We start from the raw sequence: 23253 nt of genomic DNA, 5'->3' as shown, positions 1-23253 counted from the left end.
AAATGACACAAGTGAACCGATTGGATGGCGGTCAAATTGATCGTGGATCAAGCCTGAAGTTCAAATTCGATGGCAAAAGCTTCACAGGTCACGCAGGTGACACGCTCGCCTCTGCCTTGCTTGCCAACGGCGTTCGCCTGATGGGACGTTCGTTCAAATACCACCGTCCGCGTGGTCCTCTAAGCGCAGGTAGTGAAGAGCCGAACGCGATTGTCACGCTGCGCGACGGCGCGCGCGCGGAACCCAACACACGTGCGACCACGGCAGAGCTATTTGAGGGCCTAACTGCGCGCTCGCAAAACTGCTGGCCGTCAGTGAAGTTTGACGTGATGGCTGTGAACGATGCTGCCTCTGATTTTCTTGCCGCAGGTTTTTATTACAAGACTTTCATGTGGCCTGCGTCTTTTTGGGAGAAAGTGTACGAGCCGATTATTCGGCGTGCCGCAGGTCTTGGTGCGTTGTCGATGCAAGAAGACCCGGATCAGTATGACAAGGGCTTTCGTCATTGCGATCTGTTGATTATTGGCGCTGGACCCTCGGGTCTCATGGCTGCCCTGACTGCTGGTCGCGCCGGCAAAGACGTGATCCTCGCAGATGAAGATTTTGCCTTGGGCGGGCGATTGCTGAGCGAAAATATGGCTGTTGGCGGCAAAGCCGCGCTCGATTGGACGACGCAAACGGTTGCTGAACTTTCCTCGATGCCCAACGTGCGCCTGATGACGCGCACTACTGTCATGGGTGCGTTCGATCATGGCATTTACGGCGCGGTTGAGCGTGTCTCGGATCACCTCTTTGAACCTGCCGCTGGCAAACCACGTCAAATCCTCTGGCGCATTTATGCTGGCAAAACGATGCTGTGTGCCGGCGCGATTGAGCGGCCAATAGCGTTTGAGAATAACGACCGTCCGGGCATTATGCTTGCCTCTGCGATGCGCTCTTATGTGAACCGTTGGGCGGTAACGCCTGCGCAGCGGGTCGCGATCTTTACGTCGTGCGATGATGGGCATCGCACTGCCGCTGACCTGCATGCGAAGGGCGTCAAGATTGCCGCGGTGATCGACACACGTTCAGAGACACCGATGTCGATGGATTACGAAGTGCTTGCGGGCGCGCAAGTGATCAATACCAAAGGCCGTCTTGGCCTGGCGTTCGTTGAAGTACAGCAAGCCGATGGCTCTATGCGAACGCTAGAATGTGGCGCGCTAGGTGTGTCGGGGGGGTGGAACCCGAATGTGCATCTGACATGCCATCAACGGGGTCGCCCAGCTTGGAATGCTGAACTTTCAGCCTTTGTTCCGGGGGGCACGCTGCCGCCGGGCATGTCTGTTGCGGGTGCTGCGAGCGGGGATCTCTCCACATATGGCGCTTTGCACAGCGGTGCAAAAGGCGCGGCTGACGCGTTTGGCATCAAAGCGGCGGATGTACCAACAGCCGCTGACACCCCCGCCAAGCAATCCGCTTTTTGGTATGTCGAGGGCTGCAAACGCGCGTGGCTGGATCAGCAAAACGATGTGACGGTCAAGGACGTGAAGCTTGCGCATCAAGAAGGGTTCAAATCCGTTGAGCACCTCAAGCGCTATACGACGCTGGGCATGGCGACGGATCAAGGCAAGACATCCAACATGGGCGGTCTTGCGATTATGGCGGAAATTGCAGGAAAAGGTATTCCCGATGTCGGAACAACGATCTTCCGCCCGCCTTACACGCCTGTGTCCATTGGCGCGCTCGCCGGTCGTATGCGCGGGATGGAGTTCCACCCGACACGTCTGACCCCCTCGCATTTCTGGGCGAAAGAGCGCGGCGCGGTTTTTGTTGAAGTGGGCAATTGGCTGCGCGCGCAGTGGTTCCCGATCGAGGGCGAAACCCATTGGCGTCAATCGGTAGACCGCGAAGTCAAAGCAACCCGTGCCTCTGTCGGTGTGTGCGATTGTACAACGCTTGGAAAAATCGATGTGCAAGGCGCGGATGCGGCGACGTTCCTCAACAAACTCTACTGCAATCCGTTTGCGAAACTGGCTGTTGGCAAGGTGCGCTATGGTCTGATGCTGCGCGAAGATGGTATCGCAATGGATGATGGCACGGCTGGCCGTTTGGCGGAAGATCATTTCGTTGTGACAACGACCACAGCCAAAGCTGGCCCTGTCTATCAACACATGGAATTTGTGCGTCAGTGCTTGATGCCGGACGCGGATGTGCAGCTGATTTCCACCACGGAAGCTTGGGCGCAATATGCGGTTGCTGGGCCGAATTCGCGCAAGCTTTTGCAAAAGATTGTCGACCCCGAGTTTGACATCTCGAATGAGGCGTTTGAGTTCATGGCCTGCGCCAATATTACCGTCTGTGGTGGTTTGCGCGCGCGTTTGTTCCGTATTTCTTTTTCTGGCGAAATGGCCTTTGAGATCGCTGTACCGTCGCGTTATGGCGACGCTTTGATGCGCAAACTGATGGAAGAGGGCGAAGAGTTCGACGTTGTTCCTTACGGCACAGAAGCGCTCGGCGTGATGCGTATCGAAAAGGGGCATGCGGCGGGCAATGAGCTGAACGGCACAACCACTGCGAACAATCTTGGCATGGGTCGAATGGTGTCCAAGAAAAAGGACAGCATCGGCACGGTTCTGTCTGAACGCGCAGGTTTGAATGAAGAAGATGCGTTGAAGCTGGTCGGCGTGAAGCCGCTCGCGCGCGAAGACAAGATCACCGCTGGTGGGCATTTGATGGCGGCCGATGGCCCTGTCGATGCCGCGCATGATCAGGGCTATGTAACTTCCGCCGCCTATTCGCCAGAAGTCGGGTCAATGATCGGTCTCGCGTTCATCAAATCGGGGGATGCGCGTATGGGCGAAAAGATGCGCCTTGTTTCGCCGGTGACCGATAGCGAAGTCGAGGTCGAAGTGACTTCTGCCCATTTTGTTGACCCAGAAGGGGGACGCCAACGTGCATAGCCTTACTCCTATTACTGCCCTTGGCGGGCAAACCGTGCGCGTTGACACGATTGGCAATGCTGAATTGCGCGAGAGCGATGGTCTCGCGCTCGCCTCTGTTCATGGGCGTCTAGGGCACGAAGCTGCGTGCCGCGCGCATCTGTCTGATCTGCTCGATGGTCGTTTGCCTGCGGTCGGCAAAGCGGTTCTGCGTGATCCCGAAGCCGCGTTCTGGACGGGGCCGGATCAATGGATGGTCGGCGCGCCTTTTGCGAGCCACGAAGACCTTGCGAGCCAGTTGAAGTCCCGTTTTGGCGATACTGCGTCGATCACTGAACAAACCGATGCTTGGGCGTGCTTTGATCTGCAAGGCAGCGCGATGGAGCAGGTTGTCGAGTTGTTATGTCCGATCAACGTCCGCCAGATGACAACGGGCGATGCACAACGTACGTCTATTCATCACTTGGGATGTTTCGTTCTGCGCCGCGATCCGAGTGATTGGGTGCGCATTCTTGGACCTCGCGCGTCTGCGGGGTCTTTGCATCATGCGATTGTGACGGCGATGCGCTCGGTCGCCTGAGCGTTCTTAAAACAGCCAAGAACACCTCAAAAAGCGTCAAGCGGGGGGATTTTATTTACCCGTATGAAATTTTTTATCCTATAATGAAGGGAATGGACCGAATTTCGGGTGAACTCTCGTGAATTGTTGTGTTTGCAGTTGGGCCACTCTAGGAGGCTAAGAGGATGAACATAGAAGCGATATCGCCCGAGATGGTTGTTAAACTTAGTCAAGATCCGCATGTCACATCTGCGGGAGAGCGCGAGAAGGTTCTCGAAGTTGCGATTGGCCGCGAAGTTCGCGCGTTTCGTAAACAAAAAGAGATCACCGTGGCAGAACTAGCGTCTATGACGGGCTTGTCGATTGGCATGCTCTCCAAGATCGAGAACGGTAACACCTCACCATCCTTGAGTACGCTGCAAACGTTGGCGAATGCGCTGTCGGTACCACTCACGAGCTTTTTCCGTCGCTTTGAGGAGCAACGCTCAGCGGTTCATACGAAAGCGGGCGAGGGTGTTGAGTTGGAGCGCGAAGGCACGCGCGCAGGCCATCAGTATAACCTGCTGGGCCACATTGGTGCGAATTCGAGCGGTGTGATTGTGGAGCCTTATTTGATCACTTTGTCAGAACAATCTGATGTGTTTCCGATGTTCCAACACGGCGGGATCGAGACAATTTATATGCTTGAGGGTAAAGTCGATTATCGCCACGGCGATGATGTGCATTCCTTGCTGCCGGGGGACACTCTGTTTTTTGATGCGGATGCGCCGCATGGTCCTGAAAAGCTTGTGGAATTGCCTGCACGCTATCTTTCGATTATCAGCTATCCGCAATCAACAGGCTGAGTGAGGGTAGGGTGCGTGAAACCACGCACCTTACGTTGGTGTCACGCCTGAAGCGGCGGTTCTGAGTCTTTGTCAGGCCAAATCCCTGGACTTGTGGGCAAGCCATCATCAAACTTTGCCAAGTAGTCCAGCATCATCGGACGGTTGTCGATGAAGCCTTTGTAGGTCGCCAGCTCTTCTGGCAAATCACGGATCACACGGTGCAAACGACGACCCCATTTGGGCATCGTCATCATGTCATCGAAATTGCACAGATAACAGCGGATCGGAAAGACCAGTGCGTTCGAGCGCGGCAGGCGGAAGAACGTCTGTAGCTCCACGCGTAAGTGCTGTTTCTGGCCGATGTTATCCGGTGTGATCGTCGTTTTTTGAATGCCCCATTTGTGATAGTTTTCAGGGGATGTATCTAGAAGCGGATTCACCGTCATCGTCCAGTTCAAGCGACGTGCAGGTGACCCTTGCTGGATATTCAAAAGGAACTTCAACGCTCGAACAAAGATGCCCTTTTCATGGGCCAGCGGCACAGGGGCGTGCCACTCAAAGAAGTTCATCCCGATATCGAAATCGAGTGACCAATCGGCTTGCGTCGTCACAGTGCCTGCGTCCATCCACAGATTGTCATCGCGTTGATCCAGTACACAAAAATCACCCTGCGCTTGGCGCGTGATATACTCCATCGGGCCGTAAGGTAGCGTGGTTTCATCAAGGAACGTGAACGTGTCATCAATACCAAGTGGTTTGTTCACCCAGCGCCATTGATCGCCGTCGCGGTGCAGCTCGAACAGGTCGGGATAATCCTCTGATTTGGAGACCATGATCAGCTCAAGCAAATCCCAGCCCGCAAGCGTCATATGCGGCAAAGACTGGCAGCGCAGCGGATCATCCGCGAGCACCATCGCGCGGTCGCGCATCTCAGCGACGTAATGCTCGTCTACATCAAATCGCTTTTCGTAGATCGAGCCTTCGGGACCACCGCGATGCTGCTCCATATTTACCGAATACATGTAGCTGTCTTCGTGGAACGGGAATGGGAACCGCTGGATCGCCCAATCAGAGTTTTTAAACGTGTAATCGTCGCGGAATGTTTCTTCGTTGAACTGAATGGTCATTGTTGGCTCCTATCGGTCCAGCACGAGGGTCTTGCCCTCAAATCTACTCACACACGGCATGATCTTTTCGCCTGACGCATGTTCATCATCTTCCAACCAGTGATCGCGGTGAATGAAGTTACCGGAATAATCAATCACGCGCGTTTCGCATTGCCCACAGGCTCCGCCACGGCACAGATAGGGTGCATCCACGCCTGAACGCTCCATCGCTTCCAGCAGGCTTTCATCTTCGCCGACTTGAATGACTTTGTTGGACACGGCGAGTTTCACTTCAAACGGTTTGCCCGGTTGTGGCGCGAGGAATTCCTCGTAATGCACGGCTTCGCGCGGCCAGCCGAGTTTTTCCGTCGTTGCGCGCACCCAGTTGATCATACCTTTGGGGCCACACACGTAAACATGCGTGCCAACAGGTTGACCGTTGAGCAATTCTTCCAGCGCGATCGCTTGCTTTTCATCGTCGTAGTAAACATGGGCCTCGTAAGGATGTGCTGACAACAGCTCATCCACATAGGATCCAAGCGCCGCGTTACGACACGCATAATGCAATTCCCAAGCACCACCCAAGCGTTCCATCTGCTTGATCTGGCTCAAGAACGGCGTGATTCCGATGCCGCCTGCAATGAACAGTTGTTTCTTGGCGCGCAGGTCCAGCGAGAAAAGGTTCACAGGATAGCTGATCACCATTTTGTCCCCAACAGAGACATTGTTATGCATGAACAGGGATCCACCACGCCCCTCATCATCGCGGCGCACAGATATTGTGTAGGCGCTTTGATCCATAGGATCGGACATTAGCGAGTAGGGGTTCATACGCGTGATTGCGCCGTCTTTCATTTCAACAACCGTATGCGCGCCACCGGAGAAGGTGGGCAGCAAGCCACCATCCGTGCGCTCAAACTTGAAGCGTGTGACGAGTTCATTCACAGCAACGATTTCGGTGACAGTGACGTCAATTTTCTCTGCACCACTCATTCGTAAATCCCCTTTGATGGAGGAACATTTCCGGGGTCTTCCGCGTCAATGCACACGCCTTGATAGGCGGCAAGACGACGGGAGTAATGATCGCGCACGAACAGGTTCAAACCGCAGTGAGAGCAAACGAATGGATCAATCGCGACGTCCTCTGTGATGCCCTTGCAGTGAACGCATTGCATACGGCGCGCGGTGCTGCCGCGATGTTCGGTCTGGACGGCTGTATATGGAATGCCTGCGTTCGTGCATTCGCGCATAGCTTGACCCATCAGGCTTTCGGTGCCCGACAGATAGACCTGCGTGCTCATCTTGGCGTCCTGCAACACACGCTGAATGCGGGAAGCGGCGGCCTCGTAAGACGGGCCTTCGTAGTATTGCGCAGGGTTCAACGCGCGCAGCTTGTCGCCATAATCGGTGCCTTTGGCGATGAAAATGATATGCGCGCCTGTCATCAATTCTGGCGTTGCGACGTCCAAAATAGCCTCTGCGCCTTGTGCGTCAGCGATCATCAAGTGATGCTTGCCTGCGCGTGGCTCAAGCGTGCCCCAAACAGGGCGGCTTCGGATCGATTGTGGGAATTCGAATTTCGACATGAGTTACCCTGTGAGCGATGGAAAGAGGGCGCGAAGAATATCTCGCGCCCTGAAGTCATAACAAATCAGCCTTTGGCTGTGCGGATTGATTTGTCTACATCGTAGAACGGCATCTCTTCTGCAGTTGCTGCCCGCTCTGTTCCGTCCGGCTGCACAACTGTCAGCTTCGTGCCTGCTTTTGCCACCTCTGGTGACAGACGCGCGATGGCGACAGAGTAGTTGTTCAGATCGGAAGACAGACCGTAAGTTATCACGCCAACGTCTTTTCCGTCGTGCATGACGCGGGCGAACATTTCCATCTGGTCCATGCTGTCGGATAGCTGAACGCCGAAGATCTTGAAGCGCTCTTTGCCTTTGGCGGCATAATGGTTCTCTGCACCGATAAAGCCGATCTTGTCGGGTGAGACCGTAAAGTCGAGGCCCAGTTCCCAAAGCGTGTCGCCGCAGGGCTCATCGTCGAACGGGAAGGTCTCAGAGTTATCGCCGGGATAGAACAGCAGATAGCTTTCAATTCGCAGCATATCGAGTGTGGAGAACTGCGTCGGACGCACGCCCATGTCCTTGCCGGATGCGAGAATGTTGTCCCACAGATGCACCGCATCCTTGCCACGGCAGAAAATCTCATAGCCACGCTCGCCAGTATAACCTGTGCGCGAGATCATGACGTCTTTGCCAAAGAGGCGGGTTTGCATGATGCCAAAATAGGCCAAATCGCGGATTGCTGGGATTTCTTTGGCCAGCAGATCAACCGAAAGCGGACCTTGCAGCGACATGTCGTGCAGATCGTCGTCCATCAAAACGGTGCAGTTCTTTGCGGCAGCGACAGAGGTCAACTGCTCCATGCCTGTGCCTGTGCCGTGCACGACCAACCATGAATTTACTGCGAGGTGATAGATGATGCAGTCATCAATGAATTTGCCGTCGCTGTTGAGGATCGACGCATAGGTCGAGCGACCCGGTGCAATTTTCTCAACGTTACGCGTTGTGACGCGGTCAATGACGTAGGCCGCATCTGGGCCAGTGACGTGGACTTTCTTCAAGCCAGAGACGTCCATCAAGCCAGCCTTGGTGCGGATCGCCTCATAGTCGGCTTTCGCGCGCTCGGGCGTGTGATCATAGAACCAAGCGGTTCCCATGCCGTTCCAGTCTTCCAACTCGCCGCCAATTTCTGCGTGACGGTGTGCTAGTGCTGAATGTCTCCAGATGATCGCCATCGGATTCCCCTATCTGTTGTGAGTCTTGTTTGGCTGTATTCAGCCCGACAGCGCTTCAAAAAGCAACATTGCGATTAAACTTTTTTTCCTGTCAGGCAATAAAAATGAAAAAGGGGGGCCGTATTTGGCCCCCCGATCCGTGTTCGAGCTGAAATTACTTGTCGAACGTTTTCGCTTTCGCGCTTTCAGAGCGCTGACCAATCACCAGCACGACGACACAAGCGATCATCGCAAGGACAGTCGTGATGCCGGGCAGGGAGGTGCCCCAACCGATGAACATGGCACCGTCAACAACACTCCAGGACGCTTCAGAATATGGAAACATGTGTTTCTCCTAAGTTTCTAAGTTGATTATTCAGCAGGTGTGACTGGAGCATCTGTGCCCCACTCAGGATAACCAGCCGCTGGTACTTTCACGAGATCCATACCCGCAAGCTCTGCACCTTCACGGATACGCAGCATGCCGAACATCTTGAGAATGTAGGACACAACGTAACCCGGCACGAAACCAAGCAAGAAGAAGACAACTGCTCCGCCGATTTGACCCATCAGGCTCACAGTTGGTGCGTTGTCGATCGCAAGCGATGGATAACCAGCGCCCCAGATACCGAGCATAACCACACCATAAAGGCCGATTGTGCCGTGCACTGTGACCGCGCCAACCGCATCGTCGATACCGCGACGCTCTAACCAATCTGCGCAAGGCTTCAGGATCAGACCTGCAGACATTGCAATCAGGAAAGCATGTGCAGGGAAGTAGATATCCAGACCAGACGCCGTGGAAATAATACCCGCAAGCGCGCCAGACATCATCCAGAATGGATCACGTGTGAAGAGCCATGTACCTATGATACCACCCGCAACACCCATCAGGATGTTGAACGATAGGGAACCAAGCGTAATCGGCGTGCCATAGATCGTTGCGAACTTGTCTGGGAACCAGCTCCATGCTTCGCCCGGAGGAACGACGCAAGCCATCAAGAAGCCCCAGAAGCCAACAATAATCAGCATCAGACCAACAACAGTGAGGGGCATATTGTGGCCCGGAATGTGGTTAGCTGAGCCATCCGCGTTGAACTTGCCGATCCTTGGCCCAAGGTTGATGAGAACACCCAGCGCAAAGAAGCCAGCAACCGCGTGAACAAGACCCGCAGCACCGAAGTCATGGACGCCCCATTTTGTGACCATCCAGCCATCTGCATGCCAGCCCCAAGCCGCCGCAACGACCCAAGCGAACGAGCCAAGCACAACAGCGAGGATGATAAAGCCGACCGTTTGGATGCGTTCAATGACTGCACCGGACATGATAGAAGCCGTTGTACAAGCGAACAGCGCGAAGGCACCAAAGAACACGCCAGAAATGTTATCGGCAATGTTCGGACCCATGTACTGAGCAGACTCGCCCCAGCCCCATGCAATCGAGTTGGCATATTCAACGCCGGAAATGCCCATCGGACCAGCGGCACCGGGAATGCCTGTTGGGAAACCGAAGTAGACCCACCAGCCAAAGAAGTAGAATGTCGGGATCATGAACGCGAAGGCGAGAATGTTCTTAACGCCAGAGGACAACACGTTCTTGAGCCGAGATGCGCCCATTTCATACGCAAGGAATCCCGCGTGGATGATGATCATCAACGGAATGGTCAGATAATAGTAGGTTTCAGCGAACATGGTGTTGGTGACTTTTGCACCTGCACCGCTTCCCGCCGCTTCAAGCGCTGCCACTTTGGCAACGAGCTCTGCGATTTGGTCTTCCACTGTGAGGACTCCCCTTTGGCTGTCGTTTTTTCGATGCCTTCCGTCGTGAATGCGGTCGGCTGGTGCGCAATCAAACATGAGATTCGCAATTTTCATAGTGTTTTTTGCCTTAAGTGAAAAAAAGTTTCCTAACAGTTGAGCCGGAAAAAATTTGCTGTTAGCGTCTGAGTCGAATGCCGCGAGCCAAGCGGCCGTTTTTCGAGGGATTTTAATATGTGCGGAATTGTTGGCCTTTTTCTCAAGGACAAGTCGCTAGAGCCAGAATTGGGCAAAATGCTCACCTCCATGTTGATCACGATGACCGATCGTGGCCCCGACAGTGCGGGCATTGCGATTTACGGTGATGAATCAAAAGGTTCCTCCAAGATGACAGTGCAATCTGACGCGCCTGATCTGGAGTTTTCTGGTCTTGACAGTGCGCTCGCTGATGCGCTCGGCGGTGCTGTGTCGATGCAAGTGATAAGCACGCACGCGGTTCTGTCCATCCCGGCAGGCAGCTTTGAAAAAGCGCGCCAAACACTGAGCGAAGTGCGCCCCAATGTGCGCATCATGAGTCGTGGTGACACGCTTGAGATTTATAAAGAGGTGGGCCTGCCAAAAGACGTCGCCGCGCGGTTTGACGTCTCCTCCATGTCGGGAACCCATGGAATCGGCCACACTCGTATGGCGACCGAATCTGCGGTGACAACGATGGGTGCGCACCCGTTCAACACCGGCGATGATCAATGTTTGGTGCACAACGGGTCACTCTCCAACCACAATTCCTTGCGCCGCAAACTGCGCCGCGAGGGTATCCACATCGAAACAGAGAACGACACAGAAGTTGGTGCCGCCTACCTCACGTGGAAAATGCGCGAAGGCGCGACATTGGGCGAAGCGTTGGAAAGCGCGCTGGATGATCTCGATGGTTTCTTCACCTTCCTTGTTGGTACGAAAGACGGCTTTGGCGTGGTGCGGGACCCGATTGCGTGCAAGCCTGCCGTGATGGCCGAAACCGATCGATATGTAGCGTTCGGCTCCGAGTACCGTGCGCTCGTTGATTTACCAGGGATCGAAACTGCCCGTGTTTGGGAGCCAGAGCCAGCAACCGTTTACTTTTGGAGCCACAACACGCTCCCAACCAACACAGAGAAAGCAGCGTAAATGCAGACAGTCGATTTACAGGAAATGGGCCTGCGCGGCGTGAATGCGGCGCTGCATGCTCAGGCGGATGATACGAACCAGACCGCTTGGACCATCGAGAACGCCAAAGGCGCGCATGCGATTGCATGTGGTCTGGATGCGCCGATTGAAGTCACTGTCAAAGGCTCCACAGGGTATTACTGCGGTGGCATGAACCAGCAGGCGACGATCAAGATCGATGGCTCTGCGGGGCCAGGCACGGGCGAAAACATGATGTCCGGCAAAATTGTAATTGAGGGCGATGCGAGCCAGTACCTTGGTGCGACGGCGCATGGCGGCATGATCGTGGTCAAGGGCAATGCCTCTTCGCGCTGCGGCATTTCGATGAAAGGCGTGAACATCGTTGTTCAAGGCAACATTGGCCACATGTCTGCGTTTATGGGTCAATCTGGCAACCTTGTGGTGTGCGGTGATGCAGGCGATGCGCTAGGTGACAGCTGCTACGAGGCACGTTTCTTTGTGCGCGGTTCGGTGAAAAGTCTTGGTGCCGATTGCGAGAAGAAAGAAATGCGGAGCGAGCATCTGACGCTTTTGCAAGGCCTCTTGGATGAAGCAGGGATCGACGCTGATCCGAAAGACTTCACGCGCTATGGCTCGGCGCGCAATCTCTACAACTTCGACGTTGATAACGCTGCTGCGTATTAAGGATACCAAAAATGAAAACACACGACGCAAAAGGTATTCCGCACACATCGCCCCGGCAGTCTGCGACCTTCACACAAGACATCAACTCTGACATCCGCCGCGCGGCTGCGACGGGTATCTATGACATTCGCGGCGGTGGTGCGAAGCGTAAAGTGCCCAGCTTTGATGATCTACTCTTCATGGGCGCTTCTATTTCGAGATATCCTTTGGAAGGCTACCGCGAGAAGTGCGAAACATCCGTTACGATTGGTGGCTTGCACGCCTCCAATCCGATCGAGCTTGATATCCCTGTGACCATCGCAGGCATGTCCTTTGGTGCGTTGTCTGGTCCCGCGAAAGAAGCGTTGGGGCGCGGCGCGTCTATGGCGGGCACCTCCACGACAACGGGCGATGGTGGCATGACGCCCGAAGAGCGCGGGCATTCTGACAAGCTGGTCTATCAGTATCTTCCATCGCGTTACGGCATGAACCCCAATGATCTGCGCAAAGCGGATGCGATTGAAATCGTGGTTGGCCAAGGCGCGAAACCCGGTGGTGGTGGAATGCTCTTGGGTCAGAAAATCTCTGATCGTGTGGCGCATATGCGTAACCTTCCTAAAGGGATCGACCAGCGCTCTGCGTGTCGTCACCCTGATTGGACGGGGCCAGATGATCTGGAGATCAAAGTTTTGGAGCTGCGTGAGATCACCGGCTGGAAAGTGCCAATTTATGTGAAAGTCGCGGGTGCACGTCCTTATTACGACGTCACTTTGGCTGTGAAAGCTGGTGCGGATGCAATCGTGCTGGACGGTATGCAGGGCGGTACAGCGGCGACGCAAGACGTGTTCATTGAACACGTAGGCCAGCCAACGCTGGCGATCATTCGCCCTGCGGTTCAAGCGCTTCAGGACCTCGGGATGCACCGCAAGGTTCAGTTGATTCTGTCGGGCGGGATCCGTTCTGGCGCGGATGTGGCCAAGGCGATGGCGCTTGGCGCGGATGCGGTTGCGATCGGTACGGCCGCGTTGATTGCTTTGGGTGACAATGATCCAAAATACGAAGCAGAATACAACGCGCTTGGCACGACGGCAGGGGCTTATGATGACTGGCACGAGGGCCAAGACCCCGCAGGCATCACTACGCAGGATCCAGAGTTGATGAAGCGTTTCGACCCGATCGAGGGTGGTCGCCGTTTGCGCAACTACCTCAAGGTAATGACGCTTGAGGCGCAAACAATCGCGCGTGCTTGCGGCAAGAACCATCTGCACAACCTTGAGCCAGAAGATCTGGTTGCTTTGACGATGGAAGCGGCAGCGATGGCCAAAGTTCCGCTTTGCGGCACGGATTGGTATCCCGGCAAGCCCGGCACTGGTTACTAGAGACATAAACAAAGGCGCGGCCAGCATGTGGCACGCGCCTTTTTCAATACAAAATATAAGACGACAGGGACAAAAACAATGACAGTTGATCTGGCAAAATTCGCGCAAGAGAACGGCGTAAAATACTTCATGATTTCTTTCACCGACCTGTTCGGCGGTCAGCGCGCCAAGCTGGTTCCCGCGCGCGCGATTGCGGATATGCAGGAAGACGGGGCTGGGTTTGCGGGCTTTGCCACATGGCTCGATCTCACACCTGCGCACCCTGATATGCTTGCTGTGCCTGATCCTGATGCGGTGATCATCCTGCCGTGGAACAAAGAAATCGCTTGGGTTCCAGCCGATTGCGTCATGGAAGGTGAGCCCGTCGAGCAAGCCCCGCGCAATGTGCTGCGCAAACTAATTGCCGAGGCTGCCGAAGAAGGCATGCACGTCAAGACAGGGATCGAAGCAGAGTTTTTCCTGCTGACCCCTGAAGGCGATCAGATCAGCGACAGCTTTGATACAGCGGCGAAGCCTTGCTACGATCAGCAAGCGTTTATGCGTCGTTTGGACGTGATCCGTGAAATCTCTGACTACATGTTGGAAATGGAATGGGGTGCCTATCAGAACGACCACGAGGACGCGAACGGACAGTGGGAAATGAATTGGGACTTTGATGATGCACTAAAGACCGCAGATAAGCACAGTTTCTTCAAGTTTATGACCAAATGCGTCGCCGAAAAGCACGGTTACCGCGCGACATTTATGCCCAAGCCTATTGAAGGCCTGACAGGCAACGGGTGTCATGCGCATGTTTCTGTTTGGGATGCGCCGGGTAAAGCGTCCAAGACCAACGTCTTCGCGATGGAGGCAAATGATTCCAGCCAAACCGCAGAGCTGGGTTTGTCTGAAAAAGGTCGTCACTTCCTTGGTGGTATTATGAAGCACGCATCCGCACTGGCCGCGATCACCAACCCGACAGTGAACAGCTACAAACGCATCAACGCGCCGCGCACGATGTCTGGTGCGACTTGGGCACCGAATACGGTGACTTGGACAGGCAACAACCGCACACATATGGTGCGCGTTCCTGGCCCGGGTCGTTTCGAGCTGCGTTTGCCAGACGGTGCGGTGAACCCGTATCTGCTTCAAGCCGTGATCATCGCGGCGGGTCTGTCTGGGGTGCGTTCCAAAGCGGATCCTGGCAAACGTCATGACATTGATATGTATGCAGAAGGCCACAAGATCACAGATGCGCCAAAGCTGCCTTTGAACATGCTCGATGCGATGCGCGAGTATGACAAAGATGAAGGTTTGAAGGCGGCGATGGGCGAAGAATTCTCGCGCAGCTATCTCAAGATGAAGATGCAAGAGTGGGATTCATTCGTGTCGTATTTCTCTGGTTGGGAAAAAGACAACACGCTGGATATTTAAAAGCGAGGTGCGTGGGAAACCACGCACCTTACGGGCGATTTGCTACAAATAATGGAGACACAAATGACCAAAAGAGTTGCAATCATTGGCGCGGGTCCATCGGGTCTTGCACAACTGCGTGCCTTTCAATCTGCCGCTGAAAAAGGAGCCGAGGTTCCAGAGATCGTTTGCTTTGAAAAGCAATCAAACTGGGGCGGTCTTTGGAATTACACATGGCGCACGGGGTTGGATCAATATGGCGAGCCTGTACACGGTTCTATGTATCGATACTTGTGGTCGAATGGTCCAAAAGAGGGTTTGGAGTTTGCGGATTATTCCTTTGAAGAGCATTTCGGCAAGCAAATCGCCTCTTATCCGCCGCGCGCTGTTTTGTTCGACTATATCGAAGGTCGCGTGAAGAAAGCCGGTGTGCGTGATCAGATCCGTTTTGAGACCGCTGTGCGCTGGGTTCAAAAGACCGATGCGGGATTTGATGTGACTGTTTGTGATCTACCAAATGATCGCACATATACCGAGAGCTTTGATCATGTGATCGTCGCGTCTGGCCATTTCAGTACGCCGAATGTACCGCAATTTGATGGGTTTGAGAGCTTCAAGGGCCGAACCTTGCACGCCCATGATTTCCGCGACGCGATGGAATTTGCAGGCAAGGATATCTTGATTGTCGGCACATCTTATTCAGCAGAGGACATCGGTTCGCAACTTTGGAAATACGGTGCAAAGACGATCACAGTCAGCCACCGCACAGCTCCAATGGGCTATGATTGGCCGGGAAATTGGCAAGAGGTCCCGCTGCTCACAAAGGTTGAGGGCAACACGGCACATTTCAAAGATGGCACTACGAAAGATGTCGATGCCGTAATTCTTTGCACAGGCTACAAGCATCACTTTCCTTACATGCCTGACGATCTGCGTCTTCAAACCGCGAACCGCTTGGCGAGTTCTGACCTTTATAAAGGTGTGTCCTTCGTGCCTGAGCCGGACCTCTTTTACCTTGGGATGCAGGATCAATGGTTTACGTTCAACATGTTCGACGCACAGGCGTGGTATGTGCGCGACGTGATTATGGGACGGATTGCAATGCCTGACAAAGCGGCGATGGAGGCGGATGTTGCTGACCGCATCGCGCGCGAAGACGCTGGTGAAGATGATTATGACGCGATCTGGTATCAAGGCGATTACATCAAGGAATTGATCGCGGATACGGACTATCCCGACTTTGACGTGGAGGGCGCGTGCCAAGCGTTCAAAGAGTGGAAAGGTCACAAGAAAAAAGACATCATGACTTTCCGCAACAACGCCTACAAGTCGGTGATCACAGGAACGATGGCACCGATCCACCACACGCCTTGGAAAGATGCGCTTGATGATAGTTTAGAAGTGTATCTGCAGAACTAGCCATAACGGGGGATGGGGAGTTTGTCCCCATCCGCTGATCTTGCAAACTATTAGCGACATATCGCGCAGACTCTTTGACGCGGATTTGCATGATTTCACGGCTTTTTGAGGCAAGGCTAGGACAGGAACAACCTCCGGAGCCTCTCTTATGACAGAGCCAAGCCACCTCGATATCGCCTTGGAGCGGATCAAAATCCTGCATGAAACGCACCCGGAAGTCCGTGCATTTTGCCGATTTCCGAGCGACGTCGTGGGGCAAGACATTACACCGTTTCATGTTCCAGCGTCTGACTTGCTTCAACAAGAAAAGGGCTTGCAGCGTTCAAACGATCCGCAGCTTCGCGATGCGTTGATTGCGATGGCGCCTGACATGATCTGGCGCGAGACTTATAAAGATAGCGACATCGGTGCCGACTTCATGACGCGTTTCGGGTGCTATGAGATTATCGGACGTGACGCGCCTTTTGCCAGCCAATGCATGCGCAGTTTTCTGGTCTATCATCCACCACACTTGCATTATCCGTGGCACCATCATCCTGCGGATGAGATCTATGTAGTGATCGCAGGTGAAGCGGAGTTCCATATGCGCGGACAGCCCTCGCGCATTTTGCAAGCGGGGGAAGCGGCATTTCACCCCTCGGGAACCCCTCATGCTTTGACAAGCCATGACCACCCTGTTTTGACTTATGTGGTCTGGCGAGATGATTTTGATGTGGCACCGGTTTGGTCTGAAACCGAAGGCTAACCGCTCATTATTGGCAGGCTGAGTCTGGGGCAGACGTCCCATCAAGACGCAGAAAAACCAGCGTTTGATTGAGATTTCCTTTGTCCTTCAGCGACAGGCTCAGATGAGCGTTCGGGGCACAAAACTGGTTTTGATCAAAGCTATCAGGATGATTGACGAGCCCGCCTGCGCCCTTTTGCGATTTGGCGGTGAAGCAGTTGGACAGGTTTGTGTTCAGCAGATTGAACGCGTCACGCGCGTCCGTCGTGCGGTAGTCGAAAATCGCATAGCAATAGGAACTTTCCTGACCATCCGCCATCAGTGCAATCGCGCAAATCACATCTCTCGCCGTCTCTTGCTGAAGATAGGTTTTGATATTCTCGCGTGAGCTCAGTTGCGCTTGCAAAGCATTGCAGGTCTCTGCCTGCGCGGGCAGGGCGAGTGCCAAAGCACTCAGCATGAGGCTAGTTCGCAACAAGTTGCTCGCCTTGCTCTACACGAAAAGGGGTGGGCGGCGTGGCTTTGCTGACCCAATAATAAGCCCCTGCATATTCCATGACATACCAGCCCTCCCAGGCGTCGTCCCGTGGCCAAATGCTCTGATATTCGTCGCGTGTTTGGTCAATGCGCCATTCGCCGCGCGCAGAACGTGCGCCCTCTTGCGCGTAAATCGTTACGCCATCTGCACCAAAAAACTGACGATAGCGCGCGCCGTCCCATTTGCCCACGGCTGTGTTGCCCGTAAGCAAGTCGCTGATTTGCGCCGCGGTGAGTTTGACCGATTGCGCGTGGGCGCTGCTGGCAAGGAAGAGCAACGCGCTAGCTGCGAGGACGCGGATCATGAGCGGGGACGTTCCTTTTTCGGATCATAGGCGGCTGTTGCACCGGTGATAACCGCAGGCAAGCGCTTTTGATGGCCGTCGAGCTTGCCAACTTCCAAGGCTGTACCGACAGCAGAATGCGCAACATCTACACGGGCCATGGCGATGTTCTTGCCCAACAGTGGCGAGCGCATCGAAGAAGTGATTTCACCAATCTGCGCGCGGCCAACATGGATGCAATCGCCATGCTCAACGTCCACATTGCTATCAATTTCAAGGCCGACGAGCTTGCGTGCAGGGGTTTCCTTGCGACGGATCAAAGCGTCGCGACCGATGAAATCATCCGTCTTGGACTTGAGCGGAACGGTAAAGCCAATGCCAGCTTCAAAGGGGTCGGTCTGATCGGAAAAGTCGTAATCCGCAAAGATCAAACCCGCTTCGATGCGCACCATATCCAGCGCTTCTAGGCCCATAGGTTTGATGCCGTGCTCTTGTCCTGCATCCCAAATCGCTTGCCAGATTTCGGCGCAATCTTTGGGGTGGCACATGACTTCGTAGCCAAGCTCGCCCGTGTAGCCCGTGCGGGAGACGACAAAAGGAGTACCGCTTTCATCATTGAGACGGGCAGGGGTAAAGCGGAACCATTCCAACTGTTCAAACTCGGGGTTATGGGGCGCAGTCCAGACGATTTTCTTCAACAAATCACGGCTTTCGGGGCCTTGAACGGCCACGTTGTGCAATTGATCGGTTGAGGAACGGACCATGACTTTGAGGCCCAGCTTTTCAGCCTGTTCGCGGATCCATTCACCACCGTAATCATTGCCACCAATCCAACGGAAGTTATCTTTGCCCAAACGGAACACTGTACCGTCGTCGATCATACCACCGTGTTCATAACACATCGCCGTATAAACCACGCCTCCGATAGCGAGGGTCTTCATATTGCGCGTGAAGACATATTGGCAGAGCGCTTCTGCGTCAGGTCCAGTGATCTCGAACTTACGCAGAGGTGAGAGATCCATGATCACGCACTTCTGACGGCAGGCATGGTATTCCTCAATCGGGCCAGCGGCGGCGTAACAATTGGCCAGCCAATAGCCGTTGTATTCGATGAAATTGCGCGTGTGCTTGGCGAATTGATCGTGAAATCCGGTCTGTTTGGTCATCTTGTATTCCGCATCTGGAGTGGGGCGATAAGCGACAGAGCGTTGGAACGTCTCTTTGCCAGAGTATGTGCGCACGTGGATATCGCTAGGGTTCCATCCGTTCGCGGCAGTGGTGTCATCGGGGCAGGCGGAGCTGACACAGACGATATCCGTCAGCGCGCGCAGCAGAACGTAATCACCAGGGCGCGACCATGGCTCATCTGCATACATCACGCCGTGATCATCAAGGCCTGTGTTGAAGAAGAAGTTGATCGCCATCCAGCCTTTGCGACCTGCGATGTTGTATTCGCTTAAGGCTCTGTTGAAGTTGTCAGAGCAGTTGATGTGGCCCGGATAGCCGATGTCGTCATAGTATTTTGCAGAGCACGCCAGCGCGAAAGCGTCGTGGCGCCCGCAGGTGTCTTGCACGACTTCGACCAATGGGACCATTTCCTGATCGTAGTATTTGGCGTGCAAGCCGGGCATCGGATAAGCGTGGCCCATCAAAGTGCGCGTGGTTGTGACGTCAAGCGCGTGTTCGATCCCTTTGTCGAGCTTGCGGGCCGAGAAGCATTCGAAATCCGAACACTGTCGCCCGTCCACGTCGATGATCTGGATGTAATCACCGGCTTTGACAAAGAACGCCTCGGCGGTTTGCGTGTGCACGCGTATATCAGCAATCGGGTCGGCTAGAGGGGTTGGCAACGCAAACCTGACATTCTGTTGCAGCTTCGCGCGCGTCAGCATCACCGTTAGCGGTGTTGACGTGTTCTGCGTCTCAAAATCCATCGGCGTGCCAGGTGCTGCGACGATCAATGTGCCCTCTGATGCGACGGAAAAGCTCTCGCAGGTGCCCGCAGGGGTTTCAGCCCCGAACAAACCGATCGCGCCTGTTTGCGCCAAATCGATCCCGCGCGCATCAAGGCCCATGCGCAACCCGCGTAAAGACTGATCAGAGCTGGTAAGAAGCGCTTTCAACCCATCCGCAGACGCGCTGCTGGCATGGCCAAGAATCTCAGGCGAGAGCTTGCCAGCCTTATCTGTCACAACAATTTCGCAAGGCTGACCGCCTTCATCGTTGGTGATTGTAAACGTATCGCCCGCATGTACGGGAACAAGGATTGCGCCTGCACCCTCAACAACATAGCGTTCTGTCCCGGCGGGTAGGGAAAATACCCGTGGTTCAATAATAACGCTCGGCTTAGGTGGGCCGGGTCGCACCAATGGGTAGTTATCAAGCATCTTGTCTCCGATCCCGCAGTCCCAACGCTTTGGAAATTTGCATCTGTGGAATATTTGTTTAATCGTGAGAATAATATCAAAATGAAAGAGTCGGCAAATGAAATCGGAGCAAAACAGTGAGTAACCATCAGATAAACTTCATCGGTTGGATATTGTTCGTGATTTCAGCGGTCGGGTTTTGCATTGCAAGCATTGGCAGCTTTTGGGCAATATTCGGCAGCGTCTTCTTTTTGATTGCGTACCTCGTCTTTATGATTCCGTTCATACGGTCCGATAAATGAGCGCGCTCACGCTCGGGTTGATCGCCGCGGTCATGTGGGGCTTCCATGACGTTTGCGTGCGTTTTGTCAGCCAGAAAACACCGCTCATGGCATCGCTCTTGACTGTGCTTGTGATTGGAACAGTGTTTCATCTCGGCGTCATGGGCGTGCAGCAAAGCGCACTCTTTCCAAAGGCTTCTGTGCTTGGGATTTCGACACTGTCAGGTGTGTTCTTTCTCGCCGCTAGTCTTGGCTTGTACGGAGCGTTTCAACGTGGCCCTGTCAAGTTGGTCTCACCCATCATTGCAAGTTATCCGATCTTGTCTATCGCTTGGGCGGCTTGGAACGGCGTGAGTATCTCTGCGCTGCAATTGGGCGCAGTTGTTTTGATCATTTTGGGTGTTTCGTTGGTGGCAGCGTTATCTGATGACAGCGACGGGGACGTGCCACCAATGGGCAAGACGATTGCCTATTCTATTCTCGCCTCTGTCGGCTTTGCGGGGACCTTTGCATTGGGACAGATGGCCAGTGCACAAGCAGGCGAATTGCCCGTGACGCTGGTCACGCGTCTGGTCGCGATTGCATTGCTTTTGATCGGCATTCTTACTTTGAAACTTCCTGTTTGGCCAGGTCGCGCGGCCTTGCCTGTCCTCAGCCTGATGGGGGTGGCGGATGGTATTGCGTTGTTGATGATCAACTCTGCAGGCCATTTGCCTGACGCGCAATATGCGGCGGTAGCCAGCTCGATGTTTGGTCTGTTGACGATTGTCTTTGCTTGGATATTTTTGAAGGAACGTCTGAGCACTGTGCAATGGCTCGGGTGTTTGATTGCCTTTGCAGGGATCGGTTATCTAGCGCTTTAGGCGCATCTTTTTGGGGCTAAGTCCGTATTGCTTCTTGATCGCTTCATTCAGCGAACTGCTTGACCCGAAACCTGTTGCAACAGAAATTTCAATCATAGAAAGTTGGGTTTCTTCAATCAGAGCGCGCGCTTTCTTGGTACGTAGCTGTTTGTAAAACCGCGCTGGTGTTTGGTTGAACACCTCTTTAAACATGCGCTCAAGGTGGCGCGTCGATACGCTCACCTCTTGCGCCAATTCGTACACGTTGAACGGCAGATCGAGCGAGCTTTCCATGATTTCGACGGCACGTTTGAGACGCTGATCAGAGAGAGCTGGCAGCATTGTGATATCGTTAGGTTGTTCAGATTGCGGCGAGCGCACCACGCTCAGCATCAAACGATTACCGAGTTCAGCTAGATCCGCAGTGCTTAGATGAGGCGCGATATGTGCGATCACCAATTCCATTGTTGCGCCGCTACCAGCAGCGGTCAGCACGCCTGATGAAATTTCCGTTAATGCGTTGGTGAGCTTCGGGTAATGTCCTGCTTCTTTGAGAGAAAGTGCGTCGTGCCAATGTGTTGTAACACTGCCGATGGGAGATTTCGTGCGCTTAATGTAGGCCGTTGCGGCTTCAGAAAGCAGTGCAACAGGTCGCGCCAAGCGTCGCATCTGATGCATACGGGACAGCCAATCAGCGTCTCGTCCGCTGCGCCCACCAACGACAAACAATGCATCGCCAAGCTCGTGGTCTTGCACCACAGGTTCTGCACGCACGATCATCCCACATTTGCCTGACAAAAGACCAGGTGTTTCAGAGATGTATCGCCAGCTAAAAGCCTCTTCGCCAAGCATATTGTTGGCGCAGTTTAAAACTTGTGCAATTGCAGAGGTTTCAAATTCGCAAAACCCGCGCCCCACATATATCTCCACCGCCAAAAGCAGTGTCGCGTCATCATCAGGCGCATGTGGTTTTGAAGCGGTGAGGGGCATATTCGTTACGCGCTTTCTATGAGATCCAGCCAGCAGCGACTTGACGTTTGTGCGCGACAATCGCGTTGCGGATCAAAATCGCAACTGTCACAGGTCCTACGCCGCCGGGCACCGGTGTAATCCAGCCAGCGACTTCTGTCACTGCTTGGGTTTGCACGTCGCCTACGATTTTGAAATTGCCGTCCTCATCCGTAATTTGGTTAATTCCAATATCAATCACCGCTGCGCCGGGTTTGATCATGTCTGGCCCAAGAAAGCCCGCGATCCCAACTGCAACAACGACAACATCCGCACGACGCGAGTGCATAGCAACTGAGCGCGTAAGATGATGGCATACTGTTACTGTCGCCCCTTCGGCCATCAGCATCATTGCGGCTGGTTTGCCGACGATCTCGGAATGACCGATCATCACGACCTCAAGCCCTTCGAGGTTGAGACCTGTTTCTTTGATCAACTCGACACTTGCCGCCGCCGTACAAGGCGCAAGGGCGACATCAGAATAAACGATGTTGCCGATTGATGCCGGGTTCATCCCCTCGACATCTTTCAAAGGGTGAACCGCCGATTGTAATGAGCGAATGTTGATATGCGCAGGGGCCGGACGTTGGATGATCACACCAAGAATAGACGCATCATCGTTCATCTGTTGAATGATCTGCTTCGCTTCATCTTGAGTGATGTTGGCGTCCCAATTCACTTGCTCAAACGGTAAACCAGCTCGCTCTGCCCCGCGCGCTTGGTTGCGCACGTAAACTTCGGTTTCCGGCACATCACCGATGCAAATAGAGACAAGACGACCGAGATTGTTTTGCTCATCGGTGTAGTCTTTGCACTCGGCTAAGATTCTGCGCGCAACATTGCGCCCGTCTATAAGGCGGTGATCAGGAAGGGTTTGTGTCATAGTGCGACTCTCGTATTTGCTAAGCGAGAGAGGGTCATGTTTTTGCCTTTAATGCAACAAATATTCTTATCAGGAATATATTGATCACTACATTTTGTCTGCTTACAGCTTTGATTGTCATTAAAAAGGTTCTTTGGGATGAAGTTGCGATTGGGCTCCATTGGACAGAAGTACGAGCAAGCACTTTTTGCAATCAGGCGATTGGCATTCTCAATTTCTGTTTAACTATTCTAGCTTCCTTTTGTGACGATCAGTTGCATATGAACGGTTCTTGTATCGTTTCCTCTCGTCAGACAAAGCGCTGTTTGAAGTGGTCCTACTAATTCGGACAGGTTTGTGGCTCAGCTAAGATGTAATCGGG

21 protein-coding genes are annotated in these 23253 nt (G+C 53.9%); 10 read left to right on the top strand and 11 right to left on the bottom strand.

Annotated features, from left to right (window positions below; translation table 11 throughout):
• Positions 1–2 precede the first annotated feature (2 nt).
• The 3 genes from PFRI_RS07275 (at position 3) to PFRI_RS07265 (ending at position 4325) form a co-directional block, all read left to right on the top strand.
• The gene (locus PFRI_RS07275; RefSeq protein WP_072630064.1) at positions 3–2942 is read left to right on the top strand and encodes a sarcosine oxidase subunit alpha family protein; all 2940 of its coding nucleotides are present in this window, start codon (positions 3–5) and stop codon (positions 2940–2942) included.
• The gene (locus tag PFRI_RS07270; protein WP_072630041.1) at positions 2935–3501 is read left to right on the top strand and encodes a sarcosine oxidase subunit gamma; all 567 of its coding nucleotides are present in this window, start codon (positions 2935–2937) and stop codon (positions 3499–3501) included. The genes PFRI_RS07275 and PFRI_RS07270 overlap by 8 nt, the downstream gene beginning before the upstream one ends.
• 164 nt (positions 3502–3665) lie before the next feature.
• Positions 3666–4325 carry a helix-turn-helix domain-containing protein gene (locus PFRI_RS07265; protein ID WP_072630040.1) on the top strand — a complete coding sequence of 220 codons (660 nt, stop codon included), beginning with the start codon at positions 3666–3668 and terminating at the stop codon, positions 4323–4325.
• A 41-nt stretch (positions 4326–4366) separates the two neighbouring features.
• Here the strand turns inward: PFRI_RS07265 and PFRI_RS07260 are convergent, their stop codons facing one another.
• From PFRI_RS07260 to PFRI_RS07240, 6 genes are all read right to left on the bottom strand, one after another.
• The gene (locus PFRI_RS07260; protein WP_072630039.1) at positions 4367–5434 is read right to left on the bottom strand and encodes a heme-dependent oxidative N-demethylase family protein; all 1068 of its coding nucleotides are present in this window, start codon (positions 5432–5434) and stop codon (positions 4367–4369) included.
• A 9-nt stretch (positions 5435–5443) separates the two neighbouring features.
• A complete protein-coding gene (locus tag PFRI_RS07255; protein WP_072630038.1) occupies positions 5444–6406 on the bottom strand; it encodes a PDR/VanB family oxidoreductase in 963 nt (320 codons plus the stop codon).
• Entirely contained in the window at positions 6403–6999 is a 597-nt protein-coding gene (locus PFRI_RS07250; protein ID WP_072630037.1) for a dimethylamine monooxygenase subunit DmmA family protein, read from the bottom strand. The genes PFRI_RS07255 and PFRI_RS07250 overlap by 4 nt, the downstream gene beginning before the upstream one ends.
• Positions 7000–7064: 65 nt before the next feature.
• The gene (locus PFRI_RS07245; protein WP_072630036.1) at positions 7065–8213 is read right to left on the bottom strand and encodes an aminomethyl transferase family protein; all 1149 of its coding nucleotides are present in this window, start codon (positions 8211–8213) and stop codon (positions 7065–7067) included.
• 154 nt (positions 8214–8367) lie between these two features.
• Entirely contained in the window at positions 8368–8538 is a 171-nt protein-coding gene (locus PFRI_RS21335) for a hypothetical protein (RefSeq protein ID WP_170124853.1), read from the bottom strand.
• A 26-nt stretch (positions 8539–8564) separates the two neighbouring features.
• On the bottom strand, positions 8565–9971 hold the full coding sequence (locus PFRI_RS07240) for an ammonium transporter (protein WP_072630063.1): 1407 nt from the start codon (positions 9969–9971) through the stop codon (positions 8565–8567).
• Between the two features lie 213 nt (positions 9972–10184).
• Between PFRI_RS07240 and PFRI_RS07235 the strand changes: the two genes are divergently transcribed.
• The 6 genes from PFRI_RS07235 to PFRI_RS07210 all read left to right on the top strand — a co-directional run bounded on the left by PFRI_RS07235 (position 10185) and on the right by PFRI_RS07210 (position 16712).
• A complete protein-coding gene (locus PFRI_RS07235; protein ID WP_072630035.1) occupies positions 10185–11114 on the top strand; it encodes a class II glutamine amidotransferase in 930 nt (309 codons plus the stop codon).
• On the top strand, positions 11115–11798 hold the full coding sequence (locus PFRI_RS07230) for a GltB/FmdC/FwdC-like GXGXG domain-containing protein (protein WP_072630034.1): 684 nt from the start codon (positions 11115–11117) through the stop codon (positions 11796–11798).
• An 11-nt stretch (positions 11799–11809) separates the two neighbouring features.
• Positions 11810–13156 (top strand): FMN-binding glutamate synthase family protein, encoded by a 1347-nt coding sequence (locus tag PFRI_RS07225; protein WP_072630033.1) that lies wholly within the window; start codon positions 11810–11812, stop codon positions 13154–13156.
• Positions 13157–13234: 78 nt separating this feature from the next.
• A complete protein-coding gene (gene glnT / locus PFRI_RS07220; protein ID WP_072630062.1) occupies positions 13235–14569 on the top strand; it encodes a type III glutamate--ammonia ligase in 1335 nt (444 codons plus the stop codon).
• Positions 14570–14632: 63 nt separating this feature from the next.
• The gene (locus tag PFRI_RS07215; protein WP_072630032.1) at positions 14633–15967 is read left to right on the top strand and encodes a trimethylamine monooxygenase; all 1335 of its coding nucleotides are present in this window, start codon (positions 14633–14635) and stop codon (positions 15965–15967) included.
• Between the two features lie 148 nt (positions 15968–16115).
• Positions 16116–16712, top strand: coding sequence for a dimethylsulfonioproprionate lyase family protein (locus PFRI_RS07210; protein ID WP_072630031.1), 597 nt, complete (start codon positions 16116–16118; stop codon positions 16710–16712).
• A gap of 7 nt (positions 16713–16719) precedes the next feature.
• Here PFRI_RS07210 and PFRI_RS07205 read toward each other — a convergent pair whose 3' ends face one another.
• Genes PFRI_RS07205 through PFRI_RS07195 form a run of 3 tightly spaced genes read right to left on the bottom strand, consistent with a single transcriptional unit; the run spans position 16720 to position 19899 of the window.
• A complete protein-coding gene (locus PFRI_RS07205; protein ID WP_139292104.1) occupies positions 16720–17169 on the bottom strand; it encodes a hypothetical protein in 450 nt (149 codons plus the stop codon).
• Complete coding sequence (locus PFRI_RS07200) at positions 17156–17533, bottom strand: hypothetical protein (protein WP_072630029.1); 378 nt, start codon at positions 17531–17533, stop codon at positions 17156–17158. Before PFRI_RS07200 ends, PFRI_RS07205 begins: the two co-directional genes overlap by 14 nt.
• The gene (locus PFRI_RS07195; protein WP_072630028.1) at positions 17530–19899 is read right to left on the bottom strand and encodes a trimethylamine N-oxide demethylase; all 2370 of its coding nucleotides are present in this window, start codon (positions 19897–19899) and stop codon (positions 17530–17532) included. The genes PFRI_RS07200 and PFRI_RS07195 overlap by 4 nt, the downstream gene beginning before the upstream one ends.
• Positions 19900–20176: 277 nt before the next feature.
• On the opposite strand from PFRI_RS07195, the gene PFRI_RS07185 reads away from it, so the two are divergent.
• On the top strand, positions 20177–21022 hold the full coding sequence (locus PFRI_RS07185) for a DMT family transporter (RefSeq protein ID WP_072630026.1): 846 nt from the start codon (positions 20177–20179) through the stop codon (positions 21020–21022).
• Here the strand turns inward: PFRI_RS07185 and PFRI_RS07180 are convergent.
• Both PFRI_RS07180 and PFRI_RS07175 read right to left on the bottom strand, forming a co-directional pair.
• Complete coding sequence (locus PFRI_RS07180; RefSeq protein WP_072630025.1) at positions 21011–21991, bottom strand: GlxA family transcriptional regulator; 981 nt, start codon at positions 21989–21991, stop codon at positions 21011–21013. The genes PFRI_RS07185 and PFRI_RS07180 overlap by 12 nt on opposite strands.
• Before the next feature lie 16 nt (positions 21992–22007).
• Positions 22008–22892, bottom strand: a complete 885-nt coding sequence (locus PFRI_RS07175; RefSeq protein WP_072630024.1) for a bifunctional 5,10-methylenetetrahydrofolate dehydrogenase/5,10-methenyltetrahydrofolate cyclohydrolase — start codon at positions 22890–22892, stop codon at positions 22008–22010.
• Positions 22893–23253: the final 361 nt, after the last annotated feature.

It is taken from the genome of Planktotalea frisia (genome assembly GCF_001890925.1).
GTDB classification, from domain to species: Bacteria; Pseudomonadota; Alphaproteobacteria; order Rhodobacterales; family Rhodobacteraceae; genus Planktotalea; species Planktotalea frisia.
Note: the sequence above shows the minus strand (reverse complement) of the source record. Positions and strands in the feature narration are given on the sequence as shown.

What these genes read in the sequence shown, in the direction of transcription:
- PFRI_RS07275 (WP_072630064.1), top strand. Translation starts at nt 3, where the DNA reads ATGACACAAGTGAACCGATTGGATGGCGGTCAAATTGATCGTGGATCA.
- PFRI_RS07265 (WP_072630040.1), top strand. Translation starts at nt 3,666, where the DNA reads ATGAACATAGAAGCGATATCGCCCGAGATGGTTGTTAAACTTAGTCAA.
- PFRI_RS07260 (WP_072630039.1), bottom strand. Translation starts at nt 5,434, where the DNA reads ATGACCATTCAGTTCAACGAAGAAACATTCCGCGACGATTACACGTTT.
- PFRI_RS07255 (WP_072630038.1), bottom strand. Translation starts at nt 6,406, where the DNA reads ATGAGTGGTGCAGAGAAAATTGACGTCACTGTCACCGAAATCGTTGCT.
- PFRI_RS07250 (WP_072630037.1), bottom strand. Translation starts at nt 6,999, where the DNA reads ATGTCGAAATTCGAATTCCCACAATCGATCCGAAGCCGCCCTGTTTGG.
- PFRI_RS07245 (WP_072630036.1), bottom strand. Translation starts at nt 8,213, where the DNA reads ATGGCGATCATCTGGAGACATTCAGCACTAGCACACCGTCACGCAGAA.
- PFRI_RS21335 (WP_170124853.1), bottom strand. Translation starts at nt 8,538, where the DNA reads ATGTTTCCATATTCTGAAGCGTCCTGGAGTGTTGTTGACGGTGCCATG.
- PFRI_RS07235 (WP_072630035.1), top strand. Translation starts at nt 10,185, where the DNA reads ATGTGCGGAATTGTTGGCCTTTTTCTCAAGGACAAGTCGCTAGAGCCA.
- PFRI_RS07230 (WP_072630034.1), top strand. Translation starts at nt 11,115, where the DNA reads ATGCAGACAGTCGATTTACAGGAAATGGGCCTGCGCGGCGTGAATGCG.
- PFRI_RS07225 (WP_072630033.1), top strand. Translation starts at nt 11,810, where the DNA reads ATGAAAACACACGACGCAAAAGGTATTCCGCACACATCGCCCCGGCAG.
- glnT (WP_072630062.1), top strand. Translation starts at nt 13,235, where the DNA reads ATGACAGTTGATCTGGCAAAATTCGCGCAAGAGAACGGCGTAAAATAC.
- PFRI_RS07215 (WP_072630032.1), top strand. Translation starts at nt 14,633, where the DNA reads ATGACCAAAAGAGTTGCAATCATTGGCGCGGGTCCATCGGGTCTTGCA.
- PFRI_RS07210 (WP_072630031.1), top strand. Translation starts at nt 16,116, where the DNA reads ATGACAGAGCCAAGCCACCTCGATATCGCCTTGGAGCGGATCAAAATC.
- PFRI_RS07200 (WP_072630029.1), bottom strand. Translation starts at nt 17,533, where the DNA reads ATGATCCGCGTCCTCGCAGCTAGCGCGTTGCTCTTCCTTGCCAGCAGC.
- PFRI_RS07195 (WP_072630028.1), bottom strand. Translation starts at nt 19,899, where the DNA reads ATGCTTGATAACTACCCATTGGTGCGACCCGGCCCACCTAAGCCGAGC.
- PFRI_RS07185 (WP_072630026.1), top strand. Translation starts at nt 20,177, where the DNA reads ATGAGCGCGCTCACGCTCGGGTTGATCGCCGCGGTCATGTGGGGCTTC.
- PFRI_RS07180 (WP_072630025.1), bottom strand. Translation starts at nt 21,991, where the DNA reads ATGCCCCTCACCGCTTCAAAACCACATGCGCCTGATGATGACGCGACA.
- PFRI_RS07175 (WP_072630024.1), bottom strand. Translation starts at nt 22,892, where the DNA reads ATGACACAAACCCTTCCTGATCACCGCCTTATAGACGGGCGCAATGTT.